Annotated in this window: 20 protein-coding genes and 1 rRNA gene; 8 read left to right on the top strand and 13 right to left on the bottom strand. The window is 50.1% G+C overall.

The features are described from left to right. Positions 1–126 precede the first annotated feature (126 nt). Complete coding sequence (locus HA050_RS00105) at positions 127–1,044, bottom strand: LysR family transcriptional regulator (RefSeq protein ID WP_240928930.1); 918 nt, start codon at positions 1,042–1,044, stop codon at positions 127–129. A gap of 153 nt (positions 1,045–1,197) precedes the next feature. Here HA050_RS00105 and HA050_RS00100 point away from each other — a divergent pair, with 153 nt between their 5' ends. Next, positions 1,198–2,565, top strand: coding sequence for an MFS transporter (locus HA050_RS00100; protein ID WP_166820574.1), 1,368 nt, complete (start codon positions 1,198–1,200; stop codon positions 2,563–2,565). 629 nt (positions 2,566–3,194) lie between these two features. Further along, complete coding sequence (locus HA050_RS00095; RefSeq protein ID WP_166820572.1) at positions 3,195–4,820, top strand: methyl-accepting chemotaxis protein; 1,626 nt, start codon at positions 3,195–3,197, stop codon at positions 4,818–4,820. Positions 4,821–4,944: 124 nt separating this feature from the next. Here the strand turns inward: HA050_RS00095 and HA050_RS00090 are convergent, their stop codons facing one another. Then, the gene (locus HA050_RS00090) at positions 4,945–6,624 is read right to left on the bottom strand and encodes a glycoside hydrolase family 19 protein (protein WP_240928929.1); all 1,680 of its coding nucleotides are present in this window, start codon (positions 6,622–6,624) and stop codon (positions 4,945–4,947) included. A gap of 506 nt (positions 6,625–7,130) precedes the next feature. Here HA050_RS00090 and HA050_RS00085 point away from each other — a divergent pair. Beyond that, positions 7,131–7,565: a hypothetical protein gene (locus tag HA050_RS00085; RefSeq protein WP_166820570.1), complete on the top strand. Its 435-nt coding sequence runs from the start codon at positions 7,131–7,133 to the stop codon at positions 7,563–7,565. Between the two features lie 255 nt (positions 7,566–7,820). Here the strand turns inward: HA050_RS00085 and corA are convergent, their stop codons facing one another. The 3 genes from corA to HA050_RS00070 form a co-directional block, all read right to left on the bottom strand. Next, positions 7,821–8,825 carry a magnesium/cobalt transporter CorA gene (gene corA, locus HA050_RS00080; RefSeq protein ID WP_166820568.1) on the bottom strand — a complete coding sequence of 335 codons (1,005 nt, stop codon included), beginning with the start codon at positions 8,823–8,825 and terminating at the stop codon, positions 7,821–7,823. Between the two features lie 155 nt (positions 8,826–8,980). Next, positions 8,981–10,273, bottom strand: coding sequence for an ABC transporter ATP-binding protein (locus HA050_RS00075; RefSeq protein ID WP_166820567.1), 1,293 nt, complete (start codon positions 10,271–10,273; stop codon positions 8,981–8,983). 34 nt (positions 10,274–10,307) lie between these two features. Further along, positions 10,308–12,020 carry an ABC transporter permease gene (locus HA050_RS00070; protein WP_166820565.1) on the bottom strand — a complete coding sequence of 571 codons (1,713 nt, stop codon included), beginning with the start codon at positions 12,018–12,020 and terminating at the stop codon, positions 10,308–10,310. A gap of 468 nt (positions 12,021–12,488) precedes the next feature. Between HA050_RS00070 and HA050_RS00065 the strand changes: the two genes are divergently transcribed. Continuing rightward, positions 12,489–13,208 (top strand): substrate-binding periplasmic protein, encoded by a 720-nt coding sequence (locus HA050_RS00065; RefSeq protein ID WP_166820563.1) that lies wholly within the window; start codon positions 12,489–12,491, stop codon positions 13,206–13,208. 55 nt (positions 13,209–13,263) lie between these two features. Here the strand turns inward: HA050_RS00065 and aroA are convergent, their stop codons facing one another. From aroA to HA050_RS00045, 4 genes are all read right to left on the bottom strand, one after another. Then, positions 13,264–14,553 carry a 3-phosphoshikimate 1-carboxyvinyltransferase gene (gene aroA / locus HA050_RS00060; RefSeq protein WP_166820561.1) on the bottom strand — a complete coding sequence of 430 codons (1,290 nt, stop codon included), beginning with the start codon at positions 14,551–14,553 and terminating at the stop codon, positions 13,264–13,266. A 27-nt stretch (positions 14,554–14,580) separates the two neighbouring features. Further along, positions 14,581–15,588 (bottom strand): lipopolysaccharide heptosyltransferase II, encoded by a 1,008-nt coding sequence (gene waaF / locus HA050_RS00055; protein ID WP_166820559.1) that lies wholly within the window; start codon positions 15,586–15,588, stop codon positions 14,581–14,583. Positions 15,589–15,719: 131 nt separating this feature from the next. Beyond that, a complete protein-coding gene (locus tag HA050_RS00050) occupies positions 15,720–15,920 on the bottom strand; it encodes a zinc-finger domain-containing protein (RefSeq protein WP_046350861.1) in 201 nt (66 codons plus the stop codon). Positions 15,921–16,000: 80 nt separating this feature from the next. Further along, positions 16,001–16,921, bottom strand: coding sequence for a branched-chain amino acid transaminase (locus HA050_RS00045; RefSeq protein WP_166820557.1), 921 nt, complete (start codon positions 16,919–16,921; stop codon positions 16,001–16,003). 40 nt (positions 16,922–16,961) lie between these two features. Between HA050_RS00045 and HA050_RS00040 the strand changes: the two genes are divergently transcribed. The 3 genes from HA050_RS00040 to HA050_RS00030 all read left to right on the top strand — a co-directional run bounded on the left by HA050_RS00040 (position 16,962) and on the right by HA050_RS00030 (position 20,407). Next, on the top strand, positions 16,962–17,231 hold the full coding sequence (locus HA050_RS00040) for a hypothetical protein (protein WP_166820555.1): 270 nt from the start codon (positions 16,962–16,964) through the stop codon (positions 17,229–17,231). A gap of 65 nt (positions 17,232–17,296) precedes the next feature. After that, positions 17,297–19,033 carry a DUF1800 domain-containing protein gene (locus HA050_RS00035; protein WP_166820553.1) on the top strand — a complete coding sequence of 579 codons (1,737 nt, stop codon included), beginning with the start codon at positions 17,297–17,299 and terminating at the stop codon, positions 19,031–19,033. A 9-nt stretch (positions 19,034–19,042) separates the two neighbouring features. Then, positions 19,043–20,407 carry a DUF1501 domain-containing protein gene (locus HA050_RS00030; protein WP_166820551.1) on the top strand — a complete coding sequence of 455 codons (1,365 nt, stop codon included), beginning with the start codon at positions 19,043–19,045 and terminating at the stop codon, positions 20,405–20,407. 162 nt (positions 20,408–20,569) lie between these two features. Here HA050_RS00030 and HA050_RS00025 read toward each other — a convergent pair whose 3' ends face one another. The 4 genes from HA050_RS00025 to grxC form a co-directional block, all read right to left on the bottom strand. Beyond that, positions 20,570–21,562 (bottom strand): NAD(P)H-dependent glycerol-3-phosphate dehydrogenase, encoded by a 993-nt coding sequence (locus HA050_RS00025; protein WP_166820549.1) that lies wholly within the window; start codon positions 21,560–21,562, stop codon positions 20,570–20,572. After that, the gene (locus HA050_RS00020) at positions 21,559–22,005 is read right to left on the bottom strand and encodes an SH3 domain-containing protein (RefSeq protein ID WP_166820547.1); all 447 of its coding nucleotides are present in this window, start codon (positions 22,003–22,005) and stop codon (positions 21,559–21,561) included. Before HA050_RS00020 ends, HA050_RS00025 begins: the two co-directional genes overlap by 4 nt. After that, a complete protein-coding gene (gene secB, locus HA050_RS00015) occupies positions 21,986–22,456 on the bottom strand; it encodes a protein-export chaperone SecB (RefSeq protein WP_099399757.1) in 471 nt (156 codons plus the stop codon). The genes HA050_RS00020 and secB overlap by 20 nt, the downstream gene beginning before the upstream one ends. A gap of 103 nt (positions 22,457–22,559) precedes the next feature. Next, complete coding sequence (grxC, locus tag HA050_RS00010; protein ID WP_115226100.1) at positions 22,560–22,817, bottom strand: glutaredoxin 3; 258 nt, start codon at positions 22,815–22,817, stop codon at positions 22,560–22,562. 358 nt (positions 22,818–23,175) lie between these two features. On the opposite strand from grxC, the gene HA050_RS00005 reads away from it, so the two are divergent. Beyond that, a 16S ribosomal RNA gene (locus HA050_RS00005) occupies positions 23,176–23,238 on the top strand; the annotation flags it as partial.

Genomic DNA, 23,238 nt, shown 5'->3' with positions numbered 1-23,238 from the left:
AGGCGCGCACGGACGAGAGGGCAGGATTCTAAGCGAAACGCGCTTATGCCGTGTGGGATTTAAAACATGTGGTAATAGTTTTGCTTTGTCTGGTGTTTGTCATATTTACGGTGGCGAATGGCTTTATCAAAACAATTTTTGGTCGGAAGCATTATCCCAGTATGGGGTGTCTTGCCACTGTTGCCGGTCAATAAAATCCAGAAAAGCCCGCACTTTTGCCGGTACGTGTTTGCGTTCAGGAAATACGGCGTAGATGGCATAGCGTGGCAGCGGGTAGTCGTCGAGTAAAGTAACTAAGCTGCCCGCAGCCAGATCGGCTCCGACTACAAAGGTTGGCATATGACAAATGCCAACGCCTGCCAGCAGTGCATCCCTTAGTGCTTCGCTGTTATTTACATGGTAATTGCCACGTGGCAGCACTTTATTTGCACCTGCCGGGCCAGCAAAAATCCATTCGGTTCCTCCCCGGTAATAAGAATACTGAATGCAGTTGTGCTTAAGCAGATCAAGCGGTTGCAGCGGATGGCCATACTGCGCCAGATAAGCGGGCGAAGCACAGAGCACGCTTTTACAAGGGGCGATTCGCCGGGCAATCATTTGGGATTCGGGCAGGTGGCCAATCCGGATGGCAAGATCAAAACCACCTTCAATCAGATCGACCATCTGATCGTCCATCACCATATCCAGTTGTATCGCCGGGCAGGCTTGTAAAAAAGCAGGCACAAGCGGGGACAGGTGCAGTCGCCCAAATGCCATGGGCACGCTGATGCGCAGTAAGCCTTGGGGTTTTTGCTGCAGGCCGGCGATAAAATCCTCTCCTTCGCGGGCAAGTGCTAACGCCTGGCGGGCGTAATCATAGTAGCTTTCCCCTGCTTCAGTCAGGCTTTGGCTGCGAGTCGTACGTTGCAGCAAGCGAGTGCCCAGTTGGGCTTCCAGCTGCTGAATACGCTTGCTGACTGCTGATTTGGTCAGCCCCAAACGTGTTGCCGCGGCTGAAAAGCTGCCACATTCTACGACGGCCACGTAGATTGGTATCGCTGCCATGTACTCCATTAGATCGTCAACCTTTTCGCTACAATTCGTTTCCAATTACCTAGATTATCTTAAAAATAAAAACAATGTAAATTCAGTTTTGTAACGTGAATCTTATTTTTAACTTACTAATTGGTGATTGGCCGGTCAGGCTAAAAGGATAAAATGGAAACGAGTCTCGCCGTCGGAATGAATCGCAGCAGAAATATATGTCTTGCTGTGCTCTCTTTGGCGCAGTTTATGATTGCGCTGGATTATTCAATTGTTTATGTGGCCCTGCCTGAAATTGCACGGCATTTACAGATGGATCAAAGTCTTGCTCAATGGCTTGTATCGTCTTATGGCCTGATGTTTGCCGGGTTTTTACTTGTGGGCGGGCGGCTTTGTGATCGCTTTGGTGCTGCAGTTGTTTTTATACGGGCAATGGCCCTGTTTGCCGCAGCCTCACTTTTAGGTGGTTTTGCCTTATCAGGGGTGTTTTTGCTGCTGGCAAGAGGGGTGCAGGGTATCGCTGCAGCTGCATTGCAGCCTGCAATTATTGCCCTGATTGCTCTGAGCTTTGCAGAAGGGGCAGAGCGTGCCCGGGCATTGTCTGTCTGGGGGGCTGTGGGGGCATCGGGTTTGGTCGCCGGTGTGGTGCTGGGCGGAGTATTGGCAACGCTGTCATGGCCACTGATATTTTTGATTAATGTACCTGTGGCGCTGGTTTGCTTACTCGCGGCGAACAGGGTGTTTCCTGCCGCTTTGCCTTCCCTGTTTTCAGGCCGGATTCCGCTGTTTGCTTCCGCTTTGGGTACTGCTGCGGTTCTGGGGGGTGTATTGTTGCTTACAGTTATCGCTGAGTTTGGTTATCAGCATTTTTCCATTCCATATTTACTGCTCGGGTCAGTGGGCTTATTGCTGGCTTTTTATGCGACTGAAGTGCGCTCAGCTGCCCCTTTGATTTCCCCCGTGCTATGGGCAATACCCAATTTAAAGATTGGGTGTATGGCCAGTGCGCTATATATGGCAGGCGTGGGCACGGAGTTTTATATGGTGACTCTGCTGCTGCAGGAGGTGTATGGCTATGATGTGCTAAGCACTGGTTTATTGTTTTTACCACTGTCTCTGACGATTATTTTGGGCAATATCCTGGCCGGGCGCTGGATTGGCAGGCTTGCTGCAAAGCATGTGCTGGCGTATGGATTTTTTTTAGGTGCTGCGGGCTTGTTGCTGCTGGCGCTGAGTACTCATGTAAACGACTACTGGCGATACACATTTCCTGCATTGGTGATGAGCGGTTTGGGCCATGGCCTGATTTATACATCGAAGTTTGCTGTGGGCATTGAAGGCGTGTCAGAGACTCAGCAGGGGTCGGCCAGTGCTTTAATGGTGACTGCTCAGTACAGTAGTGGTGCTATGGCATTGGCCCTGTTAGTTATTATTTTGAAAGGGCTGCCTGTACATCAGGCATATCCTGCGTGTTTTGGTTTATTGGTGATGTTTTCATTGTTGGGGATGGTGGTGGCACTTAAGTCTGCCCGCATGGTGTAGCAATATTGTTAAATAAAAAGCCCTCTCTGAATTTTCATCGGGGGCTTGTTCTGCCACATGATCAGGATCATTCATGAGCCTGGCCTGATCGCTACCAAACAATACTTTTGATGACAGGTTGCCGTTGCACAGATCAGCCCGTCGTTCAGCTCTCTTTGGCTATGCCGCTTTTAAGACCTTTGCCCTGGTTTGCTTAGCGGCTTTGTTGCGCTGTGTAATCAATGTGAGGGCCATTTATCCTTTTTCTTTGCCATGAATAAATATTTTATTTATTGAATTGAGTACTTTTCCTGGTGGTTTTTTATTGTAATGAAGTTTTATATTTTTTTAATTCTTTGTGTTTAATTAAATTTGCATGGTTTTATTTAAACGGGCTGATCTGTTTTTACGGATGATAAATTAAAATAACCAGGGTTTTTTATTATTGTATTTCTTATGGTTTGTTTTTAATGTTCGACAGGGGGGCAGCTTTTGTGTGTTGAGGAATTGGCCATGTTTTAAGTTTATTTGCTCTTTTGTAAAAAAACATAAGCATGTTGTTTCATTTTGGCTATCGTTATGTTGGCGGCCTGATTTTTTCTTCAGAATCATTTGTGCATTGATGTGTTTAACTAATGGAAGTACAGATAATGAAACTCAGAACACGGATCTGGATTATTGTGATTGCTGCTTTGTCCGGCATCATGATTATGGGGGCCGGAGGCTTATATCAGTTGCGTCAAAGTATGATGCAGGAGCGCCGGGCGCAAATTGTTCAGCTGCTGGATTTGGCAAAAGCCCAGCTGACGCATTATCAGGAGCTGGAAGCCAGTGGCAAGCTCAGCCGTGAGGAGGCACAAAACCGGGCTATAGAGGCATTGGCTTCGCAAAGAGCGGGTAATACTTATTTTTTTATTCGCAGCATGACCGATGATACCTTTGTATTTCATATCGATCCCAAGCGAGTGGGTAAACCGGATCAGGGCGCAAAATCGCCGGATGGCAGAACAGCCGTTCAGGTGATTCGTGATGGCCTGGCTCAAAGCAAAGATGGTAAAGCGTTTGCATTAACTTTTACCGCCCGCCCCGGTAGCGAGGATAAAACGCCATATCCAAAATTAAATGGTGTTATTCAGTTTGAGCCATGGGGCTGGATTCCGGGGACCGGTTTTTATCTGGACGATATTGACCGTTTATTCTGGAACAGCGCAATTAAAATGCTGGTGGCTGTTGCTGTTATTCTTGCCGTGATGGGCGCTTTAGCCATGGCAACAATGCGCAGTATTCTGGGGCAATTAGGCGGTGAGCCGCAGGATGCGGCGGATATTGCACTCAGTATTGCAAATGGTGATTTATCACAACGGATTGATACCAGGGCAGGCAATCATAGCTTAATCGGGTCTATGCGCTCCATGCAGCAGGGTTTGCATGATATGGTCAGGCGCTTTAATCAGGCCTCGTCTACTTTGGCCAATGCATCTGAGCAATTAAATAAAGAAACGGCACAGATCAGCCGGGGCAGCCAGATGACTTCGGAGGCGACGTCATCCACCGCCGCAGCTATTGAAGAAATGACGGTCAGCATCAGCCATATTTCATCCAGCGCCAGGGAAACTGAGCTTAATTCACATCAGGCTGCAGAGCTGGCGACTGAGGGTGAAAAAATGGCCCAGCATGCCGCAGACGAGATTCGCCGTATTTCGGGTGATATCAGCTCTGCAGCAGAGTTGATTCGTGGTCTGGTTGATCGTTCACGCGAAATTGACAGTATGAGTGCGGTAATTAAAGAAATTGCAGATCAGACCAATTTGCTGGCGCTTAATGCCGCAATTGAGGCGGCACGTGCGGGTGAGCAGGGCCGGGGCTTTGCAGTAGTCGCCGATGAAGTGCGTAAATTAGCTGAGCGTACCAGCGGTGCAACGCAAGATATTACCCGTACAATTCGCGCCGTGCAGGACGATACGGATATCGCAGCAGGCTCAATGGATTTAGTGCAATCACAGGTGGCTCAGGGGGTAGACCTGGTAGAAAAAGCGGCTGCTGCATTGCGTGAAATAAATGGCATGGCCAGGGTTACTTTAGAAAAGACGCGCGATGTGGCTAACGCCACTCAGGAGCAAAGCCAGGTGAGTAACAGTATTGCTGGCAATGTGGAGCGCATCGCCCAGATGGTGGAAGAATCCGATGCATCCGTTCAGGCTGCCCATGAGCAGGTACGCAGCCTTGATGAGCTGGCGCGCGAGCTGACTCTGGAGGCGGCCAAATTTAAGCTTTAGGCGGGCTGAGCGTGGCTTGATCAAAGCTTGGCTTTGTTTGCCAGGCTGATTTGTACCTGATAAAAAAAGCCCCTGCATCAGCAGGGGCTTTTAAGTTTGAATGTATGGAATAAAACGCTGGCGTTTATTTCAGTTTCACATTCCAGTTTTTTTCCACGCACTTCACATAATTGCCTTCGATCAGTGCGTTGTATGGGGTTTGGTAATCGACCAGCTGGCACTGATTATCCTGCCCCGCACTCCAGGTTTTTTCCCAGAAAATAGGGTAGGCGGCGGAGCTGCCTTTTTCGAAGCGCTGCATATTGGTGCAGTTCATCGATTCTTGCTTGATGTCCCAGCCTAAATCACGTGCAAACTCGGTGTAGTAGTCGATGCGGTTTTTAGCCGCTGGTTTGAGGGTGGCATCCTGGCATTCGGCGTTAATAATTTGAATGGTGGTTGGGAAATCATTACCCAGGCCACGTGCCTTATCTTGTGCATTAGGCACCCATGTACCGTCGATCACGTGCAGCATCGATGGTTTTGGTGGCTGTGGATACACAAAGAAGAAGGTGGCGGAGGCCATATTCAACCAGCTTTCAGCAACCTGATCAGGATCATTTAAAAGTTTGGTCTGATCGCCACTAAACATCACTTGCGAGAAGGGGCCGTAGTTGTAGTTGTAAGAAAGTTGTTTAGCGCCACGGCCATAATACTTTTTAAAGCTGCCGTCAGCGTTCTTGCCGCAGGTCCATACGCCGTTAAAGACCGGATCGGTACATTCAGTGTTGTAGCCGCAGCCTGTGCCGGTTTCGGTGCAACCCATTTCACGTACATGCACCAGCGCCTGACGCCATTCATCAATGCCGTATTGGGTAACGCTATGGCCGCCGGTTTCCTGGGCAAAGTGAGCAAACATAGTAGCGAGCGAGCGGCGGCAGATTTGGTCTGCATTGCGGCCATCGCTGTAATCGTCACAAATGCCCGGGAATTTGGCGATGGCTTGCAGGAAGCGCTGATAGGTATAGCTTGGATGACGCACTGAGAAATAGTATTGAAACTTTTGCTCAGGTACGAGCGCTTCAACCCGTTTTACATTCAGCGGATTATCGCTTTTGCCAGGGGCAACTGCATCGACTATGGTGTTGCTGGCAGTACGTACCGATGCTTTTACCTTGCGGAAGAAGTCGTTATTAGTCAGCTCGGCTTCGCGGGCCAGAGCCTGGCTCAGCGTTGGTACGCCATCTGGCGGAGGCGTTGTGCCACCGCCGCTGCCACCACCACTGCCTGTGCATGCACCGCTATCGGTCCATGTGGCGCTCTTGCCAGGCTCTTCGGCCGCATTAACCCACCATTTGGCTGTGTAGTTGTGATTTGCATAGCTCACAACACTGCCACCGGCATAGCTGCTGCTGGATACCCAGGCGGCTTTGCAGGCGATGGTTCCCGGAGTGGGTGTTGGTACGGCTGTAGGCACAGGCGTTGGAGCCGGTGTCGGCACTTTTGTCGGCACAGGAGTCGGTGCTGGAGTTGGTACTTTTGTGGGGACGGCGGTTGGTACAGGGCTTGGGGCAGGCGTCGGTACTTTAGTCGGCACCGGGCTTGGTACTGATGTAGGTACGGTATTGACTAATTCCCACGGGCCCCATTGCTCTGCGCCTGGCACATTTCCCTGGGTCCACCACTTGGCTTTCCAAGTTTGGCCATTGTAGCTTGCGGTTGCGCCAGCAGTGTAGGTGCTGCTGGCGCTCCAGTCGGCCGCCATCAGAGAGGCGCTCATAAACATCGCGGCTAAAAGCGCCGTGATTTGGATCTTTGCTTTCATTGTCTCTTGCTCCATCCAAAATAAAGTCTGTTGGCTGTGCCCGGGATGAGCAGCAGCGCAGATCAGGTTTAAAAAGGTTTGCGGGCTTATTGCCCGTCTGTTTTGCTATGAAGTGGTATCTTCATTTGTTGTTGTAAGGTTTGCGGATAGTAGCAGTTGTAGTCGTGGTGTCAATGACTACGGGCACCTGTTTGATGATTAATTTAAGCTTTGTTTTATTTTGATGACCTAAAGCAATTTGGCACAATATTCTGCTAATTTAAGCTAACTTATTGTTCTTAAAGAAAGTGGCGCCGGGGAGGAGTTTCAGTGAGATGTTTTTTGATCAACTGCATGTCCGCGTTTCAAATACGGGGCTCATTCTGGCTAAAAGCGGCCAATTACGCTGTAATTGGTATTACGTAGCGTGTTGTTGTGGTTGCTATTTAATTGACTTGGGCGGGCGTTAGAAAAGGGGTGAATCCGGTATACTTGCAGCTGTTTATTTCCTGGCTGACGAGATGTTCATGCGTGTTTTTTTCCCTATTTTGCTTTGTGCAGCATTACTGCCTTTTAGTGCTCAGGCTGAAGATGCTCCTTTGCCCTTTGACGTGCCCTCAGCCGCACCTGCAATTCAGCGTGTACCTGTTGCAAATAAAACGGTATTGCATTCACCAGCCGCACGGCCCGCAGTGCAATCTGGCCGCCATAAACATGCAGCAGCCCGTAAGAATAAAAAAACACAGGCTGGTGTGACTAAAAAACACAGGGGCAAGCAACAGGTTGCCACGAGCACCCGGCAAAAAAACAAAAAAAACCGCGTTGTGACTCATAAAAAAGCTGCTGGCGTTCAGCATGCAAAGAAGGTTTCAGGGCACAAGCACAAGACCGTGCATAAACAGTCTGCACATAAACGGCCCGCTCATAAAAAAGCGGGGCATAAAAAACGCGCAGGGCATTAAAAAATTAAAACAGAGTGTTTTTGTATAGCCACCCGGGGCGGAATGCCTTGAGCGCTGTGTTTTGCTTATTTTTTGAATTTGGCGGGTGTTTTAAGCTGAATGCCATAAAAATACTGCCCGCTGTGTGTAAAAAAGCCTTGTTTTTCCGGATGGAAAAACAAGGCTTTTTCTTGAGGCTATGGATTTTGCTACTAAATAATATGGCGGGTTGTTTAGTAAAGATGAATTCATCATGGCAGAGTGGGGAGGTGCTGATTAATCTTTAATTTTGATCATCTCATCACTGCTGCCCAGCCAGCCCGCGCGCCTGAAGTAAAGCCACAAGCCAATATCCAGTATCACCATCAATACTAAAGCGGATGGATATCCTAATCCCCACTTCAGCTCGGGCATATGCTCAAAATTCATGCCATATACCCCGGCAATCATGGTTGGCACTGCAAACAATGCAGCCCAGGCTGCGAGTTTTTTGGTGACCGCTGATTCGCTCAGTGAAATCATGGATAAGTTGACTTGAATTGCTGTATTAAGCATATCCCGAATCCCTTCAATCGTATGAGTGATACGGCCAAGGTGATCGTCCAGATCACGGTAATACTCTTGCAATTGGCTGCAAACCTGCGGAACACGGCCACCGTGCAGGCGGGTTACGGCCTCATGAAGGGGGGTGATGCTATGCTGCACCCGCATCAGTTTGCGTTTTAATTTGTAGATTTCCTCAATACTTTCGCGTGTGCTTGATCCGCCGGAGAATATTCTGGCTTCAATGTTTTCCAGCTCAATTTCAAGAGAGTGAATAATCGGGAAGTAGCGGTCAATTACGGCATCCATCAATGCATACAATACAAAACCCGCCCCATGAACCAGTAAATGGGGTTCTTGTTCGCATCGCTCCCGTACATTCAGAAAATTAATTTGTGAGCGGTTGCGAATTGAAAGCACATAGTTAGGCCCGACAAAAATGCCGACTTCACCAAGCTGAATGGTTGCATCGGCATCCAGTTCCAACAGATGTAATACAACAAATAAGGTTTGCCCGTATTCCTCAATCTTGGGCATCTGATGGCCTTTTTGCACATCTTCTACAGCCAGCTCGTGCAGCCCGAATTCTTCGCGCATTTCTTCCAGCTCAGCCGGCTCCGGGTCGCGCAATGCCACCCAGACAAAAGAATCGGGCTGCTCAATGTAATCACTGATTTCAGGCTTTGGAATATCGGCGATTTTCTTGCCGTTTTGATAGGCTGCACAGTTAATTAACAAATCATTTACTCCGAAAATTCAATAAAGTGAATGACCGCCAATTTTTAAATGGTTTGAATCCATTCATCAGATGGTGGGGCAGTGTGCTTTATGTGAGCGGTTTATTTTGTATCTTAAGGGGCTTTATCTCCGGCTGGATTAAGCCCCGCTCATGATTAGTTGTCTGAGTCGTCTTCAGGGAGTTTTAAACGCCCTGTATGATAGTCGTAATCAAAAATTTCACCATAGCGGCTCCATTCAATCGCGGTTCTGAGTACGGCATGTGCCTGGTCTGCATCCATTGATTCTTCCAGCAGCTCAAGAACCGGCTCCTCTGTCATTTCACCTGAGGCACTATCTTCTAACATTTGCCGGATATGTTTGGCGAGCGAGACATGAGCGAGCAGTTGCTGGCCAAAAATAATCTGCCTGACCGATTGTTCTGCCTTTGCATAGCGATGGCCAATGCTGGTCAGGGTAATATCGCCCGCTTCAATGTGTGCCAGCCCTAATAAGGTAAGTGCTTCATAGGCCGGGAATGTTTCTTCATCGGAAAGGCCAATTTCTTCACTGAGTTTGGGTAAATCAGCACGACCATAAAACGGTGTGTCTGCTAACAAATCAATTACGCCCTCAATCAGCCCGATGCCTGCTTCAGGGTGGCAGTAGCTTGTTGTTACGGGCTTGCCTGAATCCGGCTCAGTCGCTGTTCTGATGGTCATCAAGGCATAAACTTCATCGACTAAAGCGCGGATCTCTGCCGAATCGGCATTGCGCGGGCGTGGCAGGTCTATTTTCAGCTCACTGCGAATTCGTCCGGGATTGCTGGAGAAAATAATAACCCGGTCCGCCATCATCACGGCTTCTTCAATATTGTGAGATACCACCAGGATGGCCCGAGTTGAGATGCGTTTTTCTTTCCACAGATCAAGCATATCGTTTCTGAGTGTTTCACCCGTCAGCACATCCAGGGCAGAGAACGCTTCGTCCATCAGTAAAACATCCGGGTTGGTGACCAGGGCACGGGCTATCCCGACCCGCTGTTTCATCCCGCCAGAAAGCTCCCGCGGTAATGCACCGCCAAACCCCGCGAGGCCAATCAGCTCAAGCACTTCATCAGCGCGCTGTTCACGCTCGCGCGCCGGCACGCCTTGTGCCTCCAGCCCCAGCTCAACATTTTGCTGCACGGTTAACCATGGAAACAGTGCAAATGACTGGAATACCATGGCTACGCCTCTGACCGGGCCGTAAATGGGGTTCTCTCGGTATTCACAGATGCCCTGATCCGCAGGAATCAGGCCCGCCATAATACGCAGCAGGGTTGATTTTCCTGAGCCAGATTTGCCCAGCAAGGCGACAATTTCTCCATCGTTGAGCGAGAAATCGACGTTATCAAGTACGGTACGATCACTGCCATCGGATGCACGAAAGGATTTGGCAACATTTTTCAGGTGAATTAATGCGTTCATAGTCTGACCTGCTTATTAAGCTTTATGCGGAGGTTTAGCGTTTATCTGCAAGCACATAGAGCTTGCGCCAAAAGAAACGGTTAAGCGTCATTACAAAAATGCACATCACACCGATCCCCAGGGCAATCCGGTGAAAATCACCTGTTTCGGTCATTTGCTTGATGTAGCTGCCCAGCCCGTCGGCCACGAGCGTTGTTTTTCCCCAGCTCACATATTCCGCCACAATGCTGGCATTCCACGAACCTCCGCTGGCGGTAATTGCGCCTGTGACATAGCTGGGGAAAATAGCGGGCAAATAAATCCGTTTCCACTTCAGCCAGCCATTGACGCCCAGATTATCCGCAGCCAGCCGCAGCTCATTAGGAATAGCCGATGCGCCAGCCACGACATTGAACAGGATGTACCACTGCGTACCAAAAACCATTAAAGGTGAGAGCCAGATATTGGGCGTCAGCTTAAATGTCACTAAAGCCAGTACGACTAAAGGGAACATCAGATTCACGGGAAAAGCCGCCAGAAATTGTGCCAGTGCCTGCACTTTTTGCGAATAATGAGGGCGAAGACCAATCCAGACGGCAATAGGCACCCAGATCAGCGAGGCGAGAGCAATCAGCAGCATGACGCGGGTCAGGGTGATCAGGCCAAGGCCAAACACATGGGCTACTTCTTTCCAGCCCACTGCCCCATGAATAAACACCGCCATCTGCCAGATTGCGGTGATTGCCAGTAAGACGAGCGCGGCATCCCATACCTTTGGCCATACAGGGTTTGCTATCTTGTGTTTTCTTTGCTGCAACTGAGGATGACGCACACTAAACCAGCTCAGCGTCAGCCGTAACAGAGCCCAAATTTGTGTGGTGAATGCATGCATCCAGCGGCTGCGTCTTAACCAGTCGAGCAGCCATGATTGTTGGGCCGTTTCACCTTGTGACTCTTCAAATCGAAATTTATCTGCCCACGCCAGCAGGGGGCGAAAGAATAACTGGTCATACAGCAAGATGCCGGACAGCATCGCGCCAATCGCCCAGGCAATCGCCACACCATTGCTTTGCTCAATCGCGACAGCAATATAAGAGCCAATTCCGGGAAGCTTAATATCTTGATTTGCTACAGAAATCGCCTCGGCAGCAACCAGGAAAAACCAGCCGCCGGACATCGACATCATCATATTCCAAAGCAAGCCAGGCATTGCATAGGGCAGTTCCAGCCTCCAGAAACGCTGCCAGCCTGACAGCTGGAAAATACGCGAGGCTTCATTCAGCTCAGCTGGGACAGTGCGAAAGGATTGAAACAGGCTGAATGCCATATTCCAGGCCTGGGATGAAAAAATAGCGAATATGGCCGCGCATTCAACACCCAGCAAATTGCCTGGAAACAGCGCAATAAACGGGGCGATCGCAATAGCTTGAAAGCCCAGGATGGGTACAGATTGCAATACATCCAGCATTGGAATCATGGCTTTTTCGGCGCTGCGGTATTTTGCGGCAATTGCGGCGAAAACCAGGCTAAACAGCAGGGAAAAAGCCATCGCAGTGAACATCCGCAAAATCGTGCGCAGCAGATAGTAGGGCAGATAAACCGGATCAAGCGATATTTGCAGCGATTCACCGACGATAAACGGACGGCTCATTTGCATGGCTGCAAAGGCTAATAGAAAAAGTACGGCCAGCACTAAGGGCAGTAATACCCAGTCCCAGCGGTTTGGGCCGCTGTCACGGTGGGTTTTGGGGGTGAAAAGCTCGAACATAAGCAACTCCCGGGCAGGCAAAAGCCATGCCTGTCCTTCTCAATGCAAAGTGCATGCGAAGTTCATCACCCATGCCCGGAGCATGGGTGAATAAGAAATATTGGGAGAAGAGTTTGTCCTGATCCAGACAAAATCCGCTGCCCGCCAGAATGGCAAGGCAGCAGTAGAGCTTACCTTACCTGAATGAAATTAACGTGTAATCGCTGACTATAACAGTCCACAGGTAATGCTCATGTTGTAAAGAAGGGCGAAAGATAGCACAAACACGGGTGCTGGGGCCAGACAGATTAAGTAGCGAAATGTATCACTGAATGGATTTAAATTATGCTGCTTTGATTGCGCCGCTGTTCTGAGTTGGATCAAAATTTGCTTTCGGATAGCTTCAGTAAAATATAAGTAAGGTGCTATGATTCGGCCTGAATGCCTCCGTCTTTTCTTACTCACACCATTCTATGGTTGAAGCTCAGTATGTTTTGCCGTCACTTACTATTTGCTTTTTTATGCGGCACTCCTTTTCTGCTGCAGGCGGCGGATTTAAAGGTTCTGGTTTTAGATGGCGATTCCATGCCATGGGCAGAGGTCAGCAATAACCAGCTGAGTGCAGGTCTCTATTTTGATCTTGGCCAGGCACTGGCTGCGCAAATGGGGCGCAAAGCCCAGTTTGTGCTTTTGCCGCGTAAGCGTTTAGTGCATGCCATTGAAAGTGGCGGGGCAGATGTGCTGTGTAATTACCTGCCTGTCTGGCTGCCCGGAAATTTTGACTGGAGCACGCCGTTTATTCCCAATGCCGAGTTGCTGATCAGTGATCAAAAAGCAAACAAGCCGGCCTCGCTGGATGGCTTTGCAAATGTGCGGATTGGTACGGTACTGGGTTATGTGTATTCAGACCTTGATCAAGCATTAGGCGCGCATTTTTTGCGTGATGATGCGCCCAGCATGCGTCACAATTTGCGAAAAATGACGGCTGGACGGGTGCAGCATATGGTGATTAATCAGTTTGAGCTGGAATATCTGCAAAAGCAGGGGCAGTTTAAGACGCCATTGCATCCGTTTACAGTGCTGCGCAGTTTTAAGGGGCAGTGTGCGGTTTCCCGGTCCGGACAGGTGACTGTGGCTGAGGTCAATAAGGCGATTGTGGCTTTACAAGCACAGCATGTTTTGAAAAAGCTGATAGAGCGCTATCAGTAATTGGCAATCCATTTTAATGGCTGGTTAAAAATGGATTGCCTGCAGTTTGCCGGCCTTATGCGGAAATCTTGGCCAGCTCTTCAAAGTAAGTTGGGAAAGTCTTGGCAGTGCATTGCGGATCGTTAATCTGAACCGCTACGCCTTTAACAGCCACCAGCGAGAAACACATCGCCATGCGGTGATCGTCGTAAGTATCAATTGCTGCGCCTGCAATCAGTGATTCAGGTGGTGTGACGGTAATAAAATCTTCTCCCTCAATCACACTTGCACCTACTTTACGCAGCTCTGTGGCCATGGCGCTCAGGCGGTCGGTTTCTTTAACGCGCCAGCTGGCGATATTTCTGAGTGTGGTCGGGCCTTTGGCAAAGAGTGCAGCCACTGCAAGGGTCATGGCGGCATCGGGAATATGGTTCATATCCGCATCTATGCCGGTTAACTGGCCGCTCTTGGGGGGGGCTGCTTCAATAAAATTACTGCCCCATGTGATTTCTGCGCCCATTAAAGCCAGCGCTTCGGCAAAGCGCTTATCGCCCTGAATGCTGTCGCTGCCCATGCCGGTGACGCGTACCTTGCCGCCGCCCATTGCACCTGCGGCTAAAAAGTATGAAGCCGATGAGGCATCGCCTTCTACTTCGATGATGCCGGGGCTTTGGTAAGTTTGGCCAGCGGCAATGCTAAAGCTGCTCCAGCCGTTTTGCTCAACCTTTACGCCAAATTTGGCCATCAGTTTAAGCGTGATATCGATATAGGGTTTGGAGATTAATTCACCGATTACTTCGATGCTCACCGCCTGGCCGGTGAGCGGCAGGGCCATTAAGAGCGCGGTTAAAAACTGGCTGGAGACATTGCCTTTGACTTTGATCGTTTGCCCGTTGAATCTGGCAGGTTTAATCGCCAGAGGCGGGTAGCCTTCCACGCCGGTGCAGGCAATATCAGCACCTGCTTCACGCAGTGCGTTGACCAGATCGCCAATCGGGCGTTCGTGCATACGGGCCACACCGCTGAGGGTGTAATGGCCCTGGCTGAGTGCCAGGGCGGCGGTCAGCGGGCGAAAAGCTGTGCCTGCATTACCCAGGAATAATTCTGCTGTTTTAATCGGAAACGCCCCAGCTGCGCCGTGCACAATAAAATCACGGCTATCGCCAATCTGCTCCCATTTAATCCCTAATGCTTTCAGTGCTTCAAGCATGTAATGGATATCGTCTGCAGCCAGCAGGCCTTTTACGGTTGTGGTGCTTTGCGCCAGTGCGGCAAGCAGCAGAGTGCGGTTTGAAATGCTTTTGGAGCCGGGCAGCGCTACGGTGCCGTTTACGCGGGCGATAGGGGCAAGATCGAGGTATTCCATGGAGCCTTCCGTTTAAAAGGTGGGATATCAGTTCAGTAGTTTTTCCAGGGCGGCCAGTACTTTGTCTGGTTCGAGCTGATTCAGGCAATTCATATGTTTGAGCGGGCAGACACGCTCAAAGCAGGGGCTGCATTCCAGATCTAAAGTCACGATTTTTGCATTGGCCGATAATGGCGGTGTGAATTCGGGCGAGCTGGAGCCGTAAATCGCTACCAGAGGGCGCTCCAGTGCGGCGGCCACATGCATTAAGCCAGAATCATTACTGACCACGGCGCGTGCAAGCGACATCATATCGATGGCTTCGGCCAGCGAGGTTTTGCCGCAGTAGTCAATCACTTCGGGCGCGCCAGCCAGAATCTCGTCAGCAATTTCCCGGTCTTTATTCGAACCAAAAATACATACCTGAAAGCCACGGCTTAGCAGGGTTTGGGCAAGGGCAGCCATATGGCTGCCCGGCCAGCGTTTTGCCGGGCCATATTCTGCGCCGGGGCAAAGTGCAATCATCGGCTTGCAGGCATCAAAGCCTAATTTGGCTGCGCTGGCGGCACGGTCCTGATCGTTTACCACTAAATGCGGATGGGGCACCGGACGGGCAATCGGCTGGCCGGCATCTTCGGCCAGTGCGGCAAAGCGCTCGACCATTTGTGGCAAAGCCAGCGGATCAAGTACACGGGTGTCATTTAAAAAACCATAGCGGGATTCGCCCACCCAGCCGGTACGAATCCTGATGCCGCTAAAGAGCGGCAGCAGCGCAGATTTAAGTGAATTAGGCAGCACAATCACCTGATCGTAGCCGCGTTTTTTCATTTGCCGCGCTAAAGTCCAGCGCGTGCCCAGCTTTAGCTCGCCATGGCCAAAAGGGGTGTCAAATGATTCGCTTACTTCAGGCATGCGGGCGTGCAGAGGGCGTGTCCAGGCTGGGGCAAGTACATCCAGTATCAGGCCGGGATGGCGCTGATGCAGGCGTCGGTAAAGCGGCTGGGCCATGATGGCGTCGCCAACCCACGCCGGGGCAATAATCAGAATTTTTTTCATAAGCTCAGGAGGGACGAACTGGCGCTTATTTCTGGCGGATGCCAAGCCAATTCATCCGTGCACAGGGCGGGGGGTACCCGCCACAGCGTGTTTATCACACAGGGTAAAACGGCAGGTAAGCCTGCCCTTAATTAATGGCCTTTTACAACCTCACCCGCTTTCAGGCGGTAGTGCGTGCCACAGTAAGGGCAAAGTGCTTCGCCGTTTTTTGCAACAGGTAAAAACACGCGCGGGTGTGAGTTCCAGCTCAGCATATTTGGCATCGGGCAATGCAGGGGTAAATCACTGGCGAGCACTTCAATTTCACGCTGGGTATTTTCTTTCAGTTCCATGGATTTTCTCTTTCAAATACGGGGTGATTGCATCACCCTGGACTAAGAGGGTGGATAAAGTCCACCCTCTGCTTTAAATATTAAATCAGTGTAAGCCAGTCTTCGTGTTTAGGATCTAAGCCTTTCACACAGTCAAAATAGCGTTTTTGTAAGCGTTCAGTAACCGGGCCGCGGCTGCCAGTGCCAATCGGGCGGTTATCCAGCTCGCGGATCGGTGTAACTTCAGCAGCGGTGCCGGTAAAGAATGCTTCATCTGCGGTATAGACTTCATCGCGGGTGATGCGTTTTTCGATCACTTCGAAGCCTTCTTCCTTCGCCAGCGTGATGACGGTGCTGCGGGTAATACCATCCAGGCAGCTTGATACATCGGGCGTATAGAGCTTGCCTTTTTTCACAATAAATAAGTTTTCGCCCGCGCCTTCAGATACATAGCCTTCGGTATCAAGCAGCATGGCTTCATCATAGCCATCTGCCGCGGCTTCCTGATGCGCCAGAATGGAGTTGATGTAATAGCCGCTGGCTTTGGCCCGCACCATGGATACATTCACATGATGGCGGGTAAAGCTGGATACTTTGACGCGAATGCCTTTTTCCAGGCCTTCTGTGCCCAGGTAAGCACCCCATGGCCAGGCGGCAACGATGACATTAATCGAGTTGCCCGTTGCGGCAATGCCAAGTTTTTCTGAGCCAACAAAAGCCAGCGGGCGCAGGTAGCAGGAGGCCAGTTTGTTTTCGCGAACCACCGTTTTTTGCGCTTCGAAGACTTCTTCAAAGCTGAACGGGATTTTCATCTGAAAAATTTTAGCCGAGTTAAACAAGCGCTCTGTGTGGTCGTGCAGGCGAAAGATCGCGGTGCCCTTTGGGGTTTCGTAAGCGCGTACACCTTCAAACACGCCCATGCCGTAATGCAGGGTATGGGTTAACACGTGTGTGGTCGCATCGCGCCACGGTACTAATTTACCGTCATACCAGATCAACCCATCGCGGTCAGACATCGACATATTGCAAACTCCTGCCCAAAGCATTGATGAAAAAAAGTGAGTGCTGATTGTAACCGAAAAAGAGGGCGTTGTTGGCTGGCCTTCAATGGGCTGTAAAAAACGGGAGAGGCTTGATGTCCGGGCGATGAGCGGTAAAGGTAGAGTGCCTTATTTACACCGGGACGCGTCTATCTTAAATCTAGGGTTTGACAGCTTGTGTGAATGTTTTGTTGTGTTTACGGGGTGTGAAATCTGGCTGAGCAATATCCCGGAGTGCATTCGTAAGGATAAAAAATATCTATTCATCATTATTTCACATGTATTTGTGTAATCAGGCATTAGTATAAGAAAAGTCTAATACTTAACAGAGTGAGAGGCATTGTGGAAACGGATGAAATGACAGCACCTTCAACAGGAAATGCAGAGCTGGCGGCGGTGCTTGCAGCCAGTCTGGCGCTCGCTGCCTGCGGTGGCTCACAGGATGAGCCAGCATCTGCACCAGCCCCTGTTGCGGTGAATAAACCTCAGAGCGATGCAGAAGCGGCCCGCTTTTTGGCGCAGGCGGGCTTTGGCGGGCGTCAGGCTGAAATCAATACACTGAAAGAAATTGGCTATGAAGCGTGGCTTACACAGCAGTTTAAGACTGCGCCACTCCCTTCCCGCTGGGCCTATGGCAATGATTTGCGTATTAAAGATTTGCCTGCCTATCAAAACTGGCAGGCTTTGCCCAATATTTTGTGGCAAAGCATGCTCACAGGCAGTGATGTTTTGCAGCAGCGTATGACTTTGGCGTTGTCTGAAATCTTTGTGATCAGCTATGCAGGGGTTGATGTGCCGGGGTCGGTTAAATCGCTGATCATGGCTGATTTTATGGATATTCTGCAAAGAAATGCTTTTGGCAATTTTTATAATTTGCTGCGTGAGGTTACGCTGAGCGTGGCAATGGGGCGGATGCTGGGGACGCTGGGCAATTTAAAAGAAGACAATAAGGGCCGCCGTCCGGATGAAAATTATGCACGCGAAGTGATGCAGCTTTTTACGATCGGGCTTTACGAGCTAAATATTGATGGCTCGCTAAAGAAGGATTCGAAGGGGCTTCCGGTAGAAACCTACAACCTCGATACGGTTTCTAATTTAGCCCGTGTTTTTACCGGCTGGACAGCTCCTTTGCAATTTAATGTGCCTAATCCTGATATTGAATTAACCAGAAAGCCAATGACTTTGCAGAGCGCTAACCATTCTGTTTTAGAAAAGAGCTTTCTAGGTGTGACTATTCCGGCAGGCACTGATGGTAATGAATCGCTTAAAACGGCTTTAACAACATTATTTAACCATCCCAATGTAGGACCATTTATTGGCAAGCAATTAATTCAGCGCTTTGTATGCAGTAATCCCAGCCCTGCTTATATTGCCAGAGTGGCGGCCGCTTTTAACGGGAACGGAACAAGCGGCAGGGGAGACATGAAAAACGTGATCTCAGCCATTTTACTGGACCCTGAAGCCCGGCAGGCACCGGATGGTAATGTATTTGCAGGTAAGCATCGTGAGCCCATGATCCGTTTGGTGCAGCTGATCAGAACCCTGGATTACAGAAGCCCGGATGGCGCTTGGCGGTTGGGGAACACCACTGATCCAGGCTGGCGTCTGGGGCAGGGGCCATTGGGAGCGACCAGTGTCTTTAATTTCTTCAGGCCAGGTTACGCACCACCAGGCTCCGAGCTTGCAAAGCAAGGCCTGGTTGCACCAGAAATGCAGATTGTGTCGGAGATTTCAACCATTGTTCAGCTTAACTATTGGTATAACCTGCTGACTGCACCTGAAAACAGCACCTTACGCACATACAACGATAGCAATGGCAATAGCGTGAATGATAAGAAAGAAACAGGGCTGTCGCTTTTTTTAAATGAGGAAAAAGCTCTGGCTGGCCAGCCTTCGGCGCTGGTTGAGCGCTTTAATCTTTTATTTGCCTGTGGTCAGCTGAGTGCGGAAGTAAAATCTGCGATTGCAGCCAGTGTCAGTAAGCTGGCTCTCAGTGATCCCAATCCTGCGAAGCTTGAAGTCCAAAAACAAAATCGCGTTATTGCGACTTTGTTAATGGTGCTGAGTAACCCCGAATATCTGGTTTTAAAATAAGGAACTCCGATGGATAAGCATCTTTCACGTCGCGAGTTCTTACGTCGCGCAGGTATGTTAGCGGCAACGGGGGCTGCGGCTCCAATGGCATTTAATTTGTCACTCATCAGCGAAGCCGCTGCGGCAGCCATGCCGGGGGATTATAAAGCGCTGGTATGCGTATTTTTATCCGGTGGGAATGATCATCAGAATACGCTGATCCCCTATGACCAGGCCAATTACAATGCCTATGCGGCCATCCGCCAGACATTGGCAACGCCGCGGGCACAGTTGAGTGCGCTGCCCAATGCCCTGAGTGATGGCAGGCAAATGGCGCTGGCCCCGCAATTGTCCGGATTGTCGTCTTTATACGCGGCAGGCCGTTTGGCGGTGGTGGCTAATATGGGGCCGCTGATTCAGCCAACCACTAAATTGCAGTATCAGAATCGCAGTGTTCCTTTGCCGCCCAAATTGTTTTCGCATAATGATCAGCAGAGCTACTGGATGTCTTCAATGGCAGAAGGGGCTGATTCGGGCTGGGGCGGCCGGGTGGGTGACTTGTTTTTAAGTGGTAATAGCAATGCCGCGCTCAGTTGTATCTCTGTAGGCGGGGTCGGGCTTTATCTGAGCGGCAAAGAGGCAAGAAGCTTTAGCGTGGGGGTGAGCGGTAATCCGCTGCTGTTATGGGGCTCAAGCTATGTGTTCGGGCCTGGATTTGTCAGTGATTTAAAAGGGATGATGACGGCAGATAAAAGTAATCATCTCGAAAACGAGTATGTAAAAGTAACCCGGCGTGGTCTGAATACGTCTTCAACGCTGGACGCGGCCTTAAAGGCTGCGCCTGTTTTAACGACGGTGTTTCCTGCCGGGAATGCTCTCGCTGATTCGCTGAAGATGGTGGCTAAATTAATCAGTGTAAACGGGCAGCTTGGTAATAAGCGGCAGGTGTTTATGGTGCAGCTGGGCGGTTTTGATTTGCATGATGGATTGCTGGCTAAGCATCCCGTCCTGCTTAAAACCGTGAATGATGCCCTGATGGCTTTTGATGGCGCGCTGAACGAGCTGGGTTTACAAAATCAAGTCACCACCTTTACCGGCTCGGAGTTTGGCCGTACTTTAAGCAGTAATGGCGATGGCTCAGACCATGGCTGGGCGAGTCATCATTTTGTGATGGGTGGTGCTGTGGCTGGAGGGCAGATTTTTGGCCGGGTTCCCCTGCCGGTTATTGGCGGGAATGATGATGTGGGGCAGGGGCGCTATATCCCTGATTTATCTGTTGAACAGCTGGCCTGGCCTCTGGCGAAATGGTTTGGTGTGGCCGATTCTGATCGCTATCTGGTCTTGCCCACTTTGGCCCGGTTTGATGAAAACGCACTCAAAATAATGAAAGTATAATTGCCGGGCTTAGCGGGTTTGCTGGCTTGCCGGGTAACAATCCGGCAAAAGAAGCTTTGTGTCAGCGGGTGGGGCGTTCAGGCTCCACCCGCTGCGCTGGGCGTTTGGTCTCTTTTGTCGTTTTCCGGCCCGGCGCAAGGCTGAATTAGTTGCCAGCAGGGATCAGGCTTCTGATTCCATTTTTGGGCTGCGCCCCATCAGCTCGGATAAAATATCTTGTACCGGCATTTGCTCAAACAGCATCTTGCATACAGCTGCGGTAATCGGCATGTCTATGCCCAAATCGTTCGCCTGGCGCAGTACCTCGCGTGCGGTTGGTACGCCTTCAGCGACATGGCCTAAATTCTTTAAGATATCGTCCAGACTTAAGCCTTGTGCCAGCAATAAACCCACGCGGCGATTGCGTGACAGATCGCCCGTTGCAGTCAGCATTAAATCACCAATCCCGGCGAGGCCCATCATGGTTTCTGTTTTACCGCCCAAAGCTGCGGCAAAACGCGCCATTTCAGCAAGTCCCCGGGTGAGTAATGCCGCCCTGGCGTTAAGGCCAAGGCTTAAGCCATCGCATACACCTGCCGCAATCGCAATGACGTTTTTAACTGCGGCGCCAATTTCTACACCGATTAAATCGTCGCTGGCATAAAGGCGCAGTACCGAAGTATTCAGCTCTTCTACGGTATGGCGCGCAAATTGAGCATCACTTGCGGCGATGGTGACTGCCGCAGGCAGGCCTTTGGCCACTTCCTGAGCAAAACTGGGGCCGGATAGCATGCCGCGCGGCACTTCGTCTGCCAGCTCTTGTCTGGCTACCTGATGAGGCAGCAGCATGGTGCCGGCCTCAAGGCCTTTGCAGGCCCACAGTACTGCAGCTTTGGAATTTAAATCACGCAATGCTTTCAGTGAGCTGCGTAAACCCGACATCGGAGTCACAATTAAAACCAGCTCTGCATCGGCTACCGCGCGGGCCAGATCATGGGTGACGGTGAGTGATGCAGGAAAAACAGTCTCGCTTAAGTAGCGGGGATTGGCGCGAGTCGCCTGCATTTCTTTGACTTGCTCTGCATCGCGTGACCAGAGTGCTACCTGATGGCGGTCGGCAAAACGAATGGCGAGTGCAGTACCCCAGGAGCCTGCACCCAATACGGCTAATTTCATACGCCCCACACTTCCTCAATACGAATAAACCCGGATGCACCGTCACGATGCTTAACTTTCAGCCAGCCAGTGCGGGTGTTTTCTTGCAGATCGAGCAGCAAATCTTTGCCTGCGCGATAAATAATGGCTGATTTTGCATCGGCCGCTTTATAGATTGTTGCGTCTCTGAGTACTTGTACCGTGTGTTTGGTGCTCAGGTCTTTTTTTCTGAGCCAAGCCAGGCTGCCAGCCTTGTCCCGCACTCTTGCCCAGTCGCCCTGTTCGGCAAGCAGCTCAAGTGGCATTCCTTTGCTGGCTAAAAACAGCTTTTTAGCTTCGTCCCCGGGGGCTTCGGATAATACAGCGCCATGCCGGGCAACTGATCGGTATTCAAGAGCAAAAGCTGCGTTGGCAGATAAAACCAACGCAGCAATTACACTCAGTTTAATGAGTGGTTTGTGCATTTGCTGCCTGCTCTTCTGCTTGCTGACGCTGTTGCAAGTAGATTGCTTCAAAATTGATAGGTTGCAACATTAGCGGAGGGAAGCCCGCGCGTGTTGTTAAATCGGAAACAGCTTCGCGCAGGTAAGGGAACAGAATGCTTGGGCAGCCAATGCCCAGTAGCGGATCCATTTCTTCTGCTGGTACGTTTTCGATATTAAATAAGCCGTTTTGAGTCACTTCAACCAGGAAAATGGTGCGGTCTTCAACGGTAGCCTGTGCAGTAACAGTCAGTGAAACTTCGTAAAAGCCATTGTCAAAGCTGCGTGCCTGGTTGCGGAACTGAATATTGAATTCAGGCTCAGCTTGTTCCAGGAAAGATTGAGGGGAGTTTGGGGATTCAAGCGAAATGTCTTTTACATACAGTTTTTGAATGGCAAAAACGGGCTGAAGCTCTTGGTTCTGTTCGCTCATGGCAAATCCTTATCTTCTATTTATATAGGTGGGGTAAAACGTGAGGCGAAATCATCGCACGAATCGTGCGCAGATGACTACCGTCTGTCTTGGCGTGATTGTATTACGCGGCTAATAAAGCATCCAGCCCGCCAGCATGATCCAGCGCAGCTAAATCATCAAAACCACCCACATGATGCTCGCCAATATAAATTTGCGGCACGGTACGGCGGCCTGTACGGGTCATCATCTCATCACGGCGCTCAGGGTTTAAATCAATACGCACCTTTTCAATTTCTGTAATGCCTTTTTTATTCAATAAACGTTCAGCCATTACGCAGTAAGGGCAGACCCCGGTGCTGTACATTAAAACATGGGCCATTTTGGGTCCTTAAAGTCGTTAAATAGATATGCTATCAGATGAGGGCGGTTTGTGATTCTACAAGGAGTATGATTGAGCTCCTTTTTGATTTTATATAAATCAATGGCTTAGTGGATTTTGTGGCTTTTGTTGTGAATCAGGTGTTGACCTGTGTGAGTGGGGTGCGTATATTTCGGTCTCTCGCTGCAGCACACACGGAAACGAAGTGATGCAGAAGCAGCGAAACGATCTTTAAAAAAATACAGTCGATGAGTGTGAGTGCTTGATTCGGAAGCGAAACAAGTGCTTGCATTGGTAAGGAGTAACCAGCGATGGTTGCTCTGAATAAAGTAAGCCAGTAAGTACTAGCTTAGCGATTAAACTAAAGAGTTTGATCCTGGCTCAGATTGAACGCTGGCGGCATGCTTTACACATGCAAGTC

This window comes from Iodobacter violaceini, from assembly GCF_011601265.1.
GTDB classification, from domain to species: domain Bacteria; phylum Pseudomonadota; class Gammaproteobacteria; order Burkholderiales; family Chitinibacteraceae; genus Iodobacter; species Iodobacter violaceini.
Note: the sequence above shows the minus strand (reverse complement) of the source record. Positions and strands in the feature narration are given on the sequence as shown.